Genomic DNA, 6,627 nt, shown 5'->3' with positions numbered 1-6,627 from the left:
GTCTGTGCCGCTCTCGACCCGGCCGGAATCGAGCAGCCGGTCGGTGACCACCGTTTCTACGCTCCAGTCGCCGCCCTGGCGCACCCAGAGATAGTCGACATCCTCCTCGAACAGCCGCCATTCGAGGGCGACGCCCGCCCTGGGCGCACCAGCGTCATCCATCGCCGCGAACGCGAAGCCGGCGGTGCCGTTCTCCGGCAGCTCTCTGGCGAAGTCCGGCCGGATCGCGACATGGCCGGCCTGCGCCACCTTCATCTCATGGCGCGCCACCACCGGCCGGCCATCAAGATCGCTCACGCGCCATTCGACGCTCGCCACCAGTGGTCCGGCGGCATCGACCGGGCCCAGCGCCACAGGCACCTGCACCCGCCCAGCCGCATCGGTGGCCACCAGCTTCAGGGCCTGGCGCTGCGGCTGGAACGGCTCCTCCTCCAGGCCAAAACGCCAGCCCCGCCAGGTCGGAAACGGCTCCGCATCCGGCTGGACCACCAGCTCGGCCTCGGTCGCGAGCCCGGCTCCGGGCGCGCCGAACAGGTAGTCGGCCTGGCCCTGCAGCTCGACCATACTGCCGGCGGCGATCGTCACCGGGCCGGTCAGGGTCGCCTCCAGCCGGGGCGGCACGATGTCGTCCACGGCGAACACGACCCGGCCGATCGGGGCAGTGCCGTCGCCCAGATGCGCGGTCACCGTCCAGGTGCCGGGAAAGGCGCTGTCCGCCAGCGGCAGCTCGACCAGGGCACCGCCCAGGGCAGCGGGGTCCACCTGGCGCCGGTCGACCTCGACCTGGTCCGGCCTGGTGGTCACCAGCACGAGCTTCTGACCTGGCACGGCCCGGGCGTCGCGGTCGCGGAGCAGGAGGCCCAGATGGACGGTCTCGCCCGGCCGATACACGCCGCGCTCCGTCCACAAGAAGGCGTCGAGCGCACCCGGCGGGGTGTGCCCCGCCACGCCACGGTCGGTGAGGTCGAGCCCTGCGCGCTCCAGGTCGAGCCAGATGAAGTCGCCGTCCTGCCCGTAGGCGAACAGAGCTCTCGGCGCGTCGCCGCCCTCGCCGCGCAATTCGCCCGCAGCAAAGCGCGCAAAGCCGTCGGCACCGGTGGTGGCAGCCGCGATCCGGCGGTTGGCGCGCGCCATCAGCACGAGCTCGCGCCCGGCCAGCGGCCGCCCGTCGCTGAGGCTCGCCGCCTGCACCAGCAAGCCGTCCTCGCCCTGCCAGGTAAGCAGGCCGGTATCGGTCAGTGCGAACCAGCGGGTCGGCAGGCCCTGCCACTGCTCCGACGAGGCATCGGCCGGCCGCGCGACCGCGATGTAGACGCCGGGCTCGCGCTTTGCGAGCAGGTCCGCCAGCGGCACGGCGGTGGTGACTTCGCGATTGGGCTCGACCGCGACCTCAACGCTGCCCGAGAACAGGAGGCGGCCGCTCTGCTCGCGCAGGCGCTGCAAGTCCCAGTCGCTCTGCTGCCAACCTACCGCATTCTCGGCCAGGCGCTGGATCAGGGCGCGGTCGGTAACTTGGAACAGGTCTAGCCGGACCATGTCGACATTGACGCTGACCACCGGCAGCACCGGATCAGTGCCGAGCGGCACCACGTCGCCATTGCCGCGAAAGCTGACCGCCGGTGCGCGATCCGGCACGGCCGCCTCGAAGGCGGCGCTGGCCTCGAGGCTACTACCGGCGGCCGCGGGCAGGCCGGCCCGCACCTGGACGCGATAGGAGTGGCCGTGCTGCAGCCCGCCGATGCACAGCCGGCCGCCTCGTGCGGACAGCGCCCGGTCGCCCGCCGGCTCGACCTGGACATAGGAGCGCAGCTCCAGGTCGGAGAGCTGCGCCAGGGGCTCGTCGAAGGTGACGCAGGCTTCGGGCAGGGCCCGCTCCGAGGAGACGTCGATCCCGGTCGCCTCCAGTGCCAGGGCTTGGCCCGGCAGGCCGGCGGCACAGCCGCCGGCGACGGACGCGAGCAGGGCCAGGGTCGCCGCGATGCGCATGACGGGTCTCGCCGGGTGGTCTTAAATGGCTTGACGAAAGTGGAAGCCCAATCGCGGCAACAGCGCAATCGGCGGCCGGATGCTGCGACACCTGTTGCGCGCCGGCAGAGAGGATGCGACGTCGCCTTGGCGGCCGGTCGAAGGCCGGCGGTGGCGGCATCATGAACGGGAGGTTCGGGGATGCAGGCGGATGCGCTGGAGCCCTTGCACCGCACGATCATTCGGCCCGACTGGCTCGACTATAACGGTCACCTGAACGAGGCCTACTACCTGCTGGTCTTCAGCTATGCCAGTGATGCGCTGATCGACTTGATCGGCATGGACGACGCATGGCGACGCGCCAACGGCATGACCGTGTACACGCTGGAGACCCACATTCGCTATCTGCAGGAGGTCGGCGCCGGGGTGGAGGTGCAGGTGGACAGCCGGGTGCTTGAGCTGGATGCCAAGCGGCTGCGCCTGTTCCACCGGATGAAGTGCAGCGACGACGCGGCCCCGCTCGCGACGGCGGAGATGCTGCTGGTGAACATCGACACGTCCGGGCCCCGCTCGGCACCCTGGGCCACGCCGGTCCGCGAACGTCTGAACCGGCTGCAGGAACTCCATGCCCACGAGGCCCTGCCCGATGGTGCCGGCCGCTCGATCTCGCTGGAGCGCCCCAGAAACGCGCACGTCGGCAGCTAGCCGGACTGGGCAGGCATCATGGTGTCGTTATGGCGCCCAGGCCGGATCGACACGATGACCCGCGGGTTGTCCGGGTCGATCCGGCCTGGGCTCGCAATGAGCACGCGAGCACAACATTCCGTGTGTCCGCGAGGGACGAGTATCCACGGGCCGATACACATACGACGAGCGGCCCGTACATCCGACGAATAGCTGCCGCTCCATGGACCGTCTGTGGCAAAGCGCACATGAACGCGGTTTTCCTGGCCAGCCGGACAAGGTCAGCCCGGACCGGCGGCCCAGCGCGGTTTACCGCGTGACCTGCGCGCGCGCGGGTGGCACCAGGGGGGACGGCACGCACAGGAGGCGCAGCGGATGACCATCACCGCGAGGGACGCGGGCACGATCACCATCGGCGGGGAACTCGAGGTCGCCCGACTCGGCTATGGCGCCATGCGCCTGACCGGCCAGCCGGGCAACTGGGGGCCCTATCCCGATCCGGAACATGGCGTGGCGGTGCTGCGCCGGGCGGTCGAGCTGGGCGTCAACCTGATCGACACCGCGCATGCCTACGGGCCGGGCTTCAACGAGGCACTGATCGCGCAGGCGCTGCATCCCTATCCCGACGACCTCGTGATCACCACCAAATGCGGTATCGCCAAGGTCGGCCCCGGGATCAACTATCGCGACGGCCGGCCCAAGGCGATCCGGACCGTCCTCGAGGCCAGCCTCCTGCAGCTCCGGCGCGACCATGTCGACCTCCTGCAGCTCCACTGGGTCGACCAGGACACGCCGATCGAGGAATCGGTCGGCGCCATGCACGACCTGGTCCGCGAGGGTAAGGTGCGCCATGTCGGCATCTCGAACGTGACCCTGGACGAATTGCACCGCGCCCGCAGTGCCGGTCCGATCGCCTCGGTGCAGAACCGCTACAGCCTGGCAGCGCTCGACCACGACCCGATCGTCGACGCCTGCACCGAGGCGAGGATCGTGTTCTTTCCCTATGGCCCGCTGGGCGCCGACGCGAGCCGGCCCGGCGCGCCGCTGGCGGCGGCGACCGGCCGGCTCGCAGGTGCTGCCACCCTCCGGCACTGCACTCCGGCCCAGCTGGCACTCGCCTGGCTGCTGGCACGCAGCCCGATGATCCTGCCGATCCCGGGCACGACTTCGCGCCACCACCTGGAGGAGAATGTCGCGGCGGCCGCGATCCGGCTCACGCCGGAAGACGTGGCGGCGCTGGCCCAGGCCTGAGCGCCGGACGCAAAGACAGCACCCGACTGCGTCTCCCGGAGCATCGCCGCCGCGGCAGGGCGCGTTATATGACAGGTATTGAGAATGCCGCCCGGCCATGGCGGCCGAAGGGCATGGCGGGGAATGGGGCCGCCGGCTTGGACGCGGCCCGTCGCCCTGACGACGCGGTGCCGGGTCCACCCGCTGACCCGCATGCCTTCACCCGGGAACGGGGCCGCCGACCGTCGGTGACGCCTGAATTTTGGAGAGCAAGGTGGTGGACACCCCGAACAGTGCAGAAGATGACGACCAGGCTCAGGTCACGGTGCTGGTGGTCGACGACGATCCGCTGATCGCGATGAGCACCGCCGACATGCTGGAGGATCTGGGCCATCGCGTGCTGGACGCACATTCCGGTGCCCAGGCGATGGAGATTCTGCAGAGCGGGGTGCGGGTCGACGTCATCGTGACCGACCATGCCATGCCGGGCATGAACGGTGCCGAGTTCGCGGTCAGGGCCCGCGCACTGTGCCCGGGCATCCCGATCCTGCTGACCACGGGCTATGCCCATCTGCCGCTGGGCGAAGACCAAGCCCTGCCCCGGCTGGCCAAGCCGTACCAGCAGCGGGACCTGGCGCAGAAGCTCGCCGAGTTGCTCGCCAGGCCGCGGCGCGATCCGGCGACCTGAACCGGCCGGAGCCGGGTTCCCCCTGCTTCATGTTCCCGGCATGCTCGGTGCCAGAGGCAGGCGACCCAGCCAAGCCATGGCCTCCTGCAGGGAAACCAGAACATGAGCACAATCCTCGTCACCGGTGCCGCCGGCCTGATCGGCCGCTCGGTCACCGCCCAGCTTCGATCGCGCGGTGATCGAGTCATCGGCATCGACCGCACGGCATCCGGCGAGGGCGAGACCGCGGTAGTGGCCTGCGACCTGCGCGACATCCACCGCCTACACGGACTCGCGGCCGGCACGACGCTGGACGGCATCATCCATTGCGGCGCCCATTCCGGCCCGATGGTATCGCAGGACAACCCTTATGATCTCGTCCAGGTGAACGTGCTGGGCACCGCCAACATGCTGGAGATCGCCCGGATCTGGCGGGTGCGCCGGCTGGTGAACTGTTCCTCGGTGAGTGCCTATGGCCATGCCGGGCCGGGTCCGGTGACCGAGGACGCCCCGCTGAACCCCACCACCGTCTATGGCGCCACCAAGCTCGCCGCGGAAAAGCTCGTCACGGCCTATGCCGACGAGCATGGCCTCTCCGCCGTTTCCCTGCGCCTGAGCTGGGTCTATGGCCCGAACCGGACGACCGCCTGCATGCTGCGCACCATGGTGGACGATGCGCTGGCTGGTCGCCCCACCCGGACCACTTCAGGCGGTGCGGCCCTGCGCCAGTACATCCATGCCGATGACGCCGCTGCCGGCCTGATCAACGCGCTCGATGCGGCCGAGATCCGCCAGCCCGCCTACAACCTGACCGGCGACGACTTCCGCACGGTGGAGGAGACGGCAGAACTGGTCCGCCGGATCCTGCCGTCCGCCGACATCACGCTCGGGCCGGGGCCTTTGCCCGACGACGACGTGCAGCAGCAGTTCTGCATCGACGCGGCCAAGCGCGACCTCGGCTACCGGCCGGCCGTCACGCTGGAGCAGGGCATCCGCACCATGGCCGAGGCGCTGCGGGCATCCGGCTCCCGCCCCGGCGCCGCCGGATAGGTCTGGCTGCCGGCCTCAGCGGCTGGCGAGGAACCGGTCGACCGCGGCCTGGTCCGGCAGGCTTTCCATCCCGCCAGTGCGGGTCGCGGTGAGCGCGCCGGCGGCGCAGGCGCGCCTGGCCACGGCGGTCAGGTCGTCCTGCCCCGTCAGCCGGAAGTCGCGTCCGACCAGCTCCGCCAGCATTGTTGCCATGAAGGCGTCGCCGCAGCCGATCGTGTCGACCGTTTCCACCGGGAAGCCGTCCACCCGGACATGATCGTCCATCGTGAAGATCTCGGCGCCCTCCGGCCCGCGGGTGACTGCCACCACCTGCATGCCGTCATGCCAGAGCGAGCGGATCGCCGCCTCCGTGTCCGCGACCCCGGTCAGCATGACGAGTTCCTCGTCGCTGATCTTCACGATCCTGGCCTGGCCGATGACCTCGCGCCCGGCGGCCAGCATTGCCTCGCGGTCGTTCCACAGATGCACGCGCAGGTTCGGGTCGGCCGAGACCGTGATGCCGGCCGCCTGTGCGGCGGCGACGGCGTAGCGCTGGGCGCTGGCCGAAGTGGGCTGCGCCAGGTACAGGCTGCCGACATGGCAGACCCGGCTGTCGCGCAGGAGGTCGAGCGCCAGCTCGTCCGGCAAAAGGTCCGAATCGGCGCAACCGTCGCGATAGAAGAAGAAGTCGCGGTCGCCCTGGTCCGTGAGGGTGACCACGGCCAGGCCCGTGCGACGCTCTGCAGTCGACGCGATGCCGTCCACCGCCACCCCGTTCGTGCGCAGCGTGTCGACCAGCATCCGGCCGAACGCCTCCTCGCCGACCTTGGTCAGCATGGCGGAGCGGCCGCCCAGCCGGGCGACCCCCACCGCAACATTGCCCGGCGCCCCGCCGGGCTTGGCCACGAAGCGCATGCTGCCGTCGGCCGATGGCAGCGGCACCAGGTCGATCAGCAACTCGCCGATCGTGACGACGTCGAAGCGGCTCATTGGAGCCGCTCGCCGCTGGCCTTGTCGAACAGATGCACGGCACGCTCCTCGAAGCCGATCCC

At 70.3% G+C, this 6,627-nt stretch carries 6 protein-coding genes; 4 read left to right on the top strand and 2 right to left on the bottom strand.

Annotation, left to right across the window (positions count from 1 at the left end; translation table 11 throughout):
• Positions 1–1,986 (bottom strand): MG2 domain-containing protein (locus EQG76_RS27430; protein ID WP_235031588.1); only part of this gene is annotated, 1,986 nt, incomplete at its 3' end.
• A 180-nt stretch (positions 1,987–2,166) separates the two neighbouring features.
• Here EQG76_RS27430 and EQG76_RS27425 point away from each other — a divergent pair.
• The 4 genes from EQG76_RS27425 to EQG76_RS27410 all read left to right on the top strand — a co-directional run bounded on the left by EQG76_RS27425 (position 2,167) and on the right by EQG76_RS27410 (position 5,596).
• Complete coding sequence (locus EQG76_RS27425; protein WP_159718198.1) at positions 2,167–2,670, top strand: thioesterase family protein; 504 nt, start codon at positions 2,167–2,169, stop codon at positions 2,668–2,670.
• Positions 2,671–3,024: 354 nt separating this feature from the next.
• Positions 3,025–3,900, top strand: coding sequence for an aldo/keto reductase (locus tag EQG76_RS27420; protein ID WP_159718196.1), 876 nt, complete (start codon positions 3,025–3,027; stop codon positions 3,898–3,900).
• Positions 3,901–4,153: 253 nt separating this feature from the next.
• A complete protein-coding gene (locus EQG76_RS27415) occupies positions 4,154–4,567 on the top strand; it encodes a response regulator (RefSeq protein WP_159718194.1) in 414 nt (137 codons plus the stop codon).
• A 102-nt stretch (positions 4,568–4,669) separates the two neighbouring features.
• Positions 4,670–5,596: an NAD-dependent epimerase/dehydratase family protein gene (locus EQG76_RS27410; protein WP_159718192.1), complete on the top strand. Its 927-nt coding sequence runs from the start codon at positions 4,670–4,672 to the stop codon at positions 5,594–5,596.
• Between the two features lie 15 nt (positions 5,597–5,611).
• On the opposite strand, the gene EQG76_RS27405 is transcribed toward EQG76_RS27410, so the two are convergent.
• The gene (locus EQG76_RS27405) at positions 5,612–6,565 is read right to left on the bottom strand and encodes a carbohydrate kinase family protein (protein ID WP_159718190.1); all 954 of its coding nucleotides are present in this window, start codon (positions 6,563–6,565) and stop codon (positions 5,612–5,614) included.
• Between the last annotated feature and the right edge of the window lie 62 nt (positions 6,566–6,627).

The sequence above is a fragment of the Geminicoccus flavidas genome (assembly GCF_009806515.1).
Lineage (GTDB): Bacteria > Pseudomonadota > Alphaproteobacteria > Geminicoccales > Geminicoccaceae > Geminicoccus > Geminicoccus flavidus.
Note: the sequence above shows the minus strand (reverse complement) of the source record. Positions and strands in the feature narration are given on the sequence as shown.

What these genes read in the sequence shown, in the direction of transcription:
- EQG76_RS27410 (WP_159718192.1), top strand. Translation starts at nt 4,670, where the DNA reads ATGAGCACAATCCTCGTCACCGGTGCCGCCGGCCTGATCGGCCGCTCG.
- EQG76_RS27425 (WP_159718198.1), top strand. Translation starts at nt 2,167, where the DNA reads ATGCAGGCGGATGCGCTGGAGCCCTTGCACCGCACGATCATTCGGCCC.
- EQG76_RS27420 (WP_159718196.1), top strand. Translation starts at nt 3,025, where the DNA reads ATGACCATCACCGCGAGGGACGCGGGCACGATCACCATCGGCGGGGAA.
- EQG76_RS27405 (WP_159718190.1), bottom strand. Translation starts at nt 6,565, where the DNA reads ATGAGCCGCTTCGACGTCGTCACGATCGGCGAGTTGCTGATCGACCTG.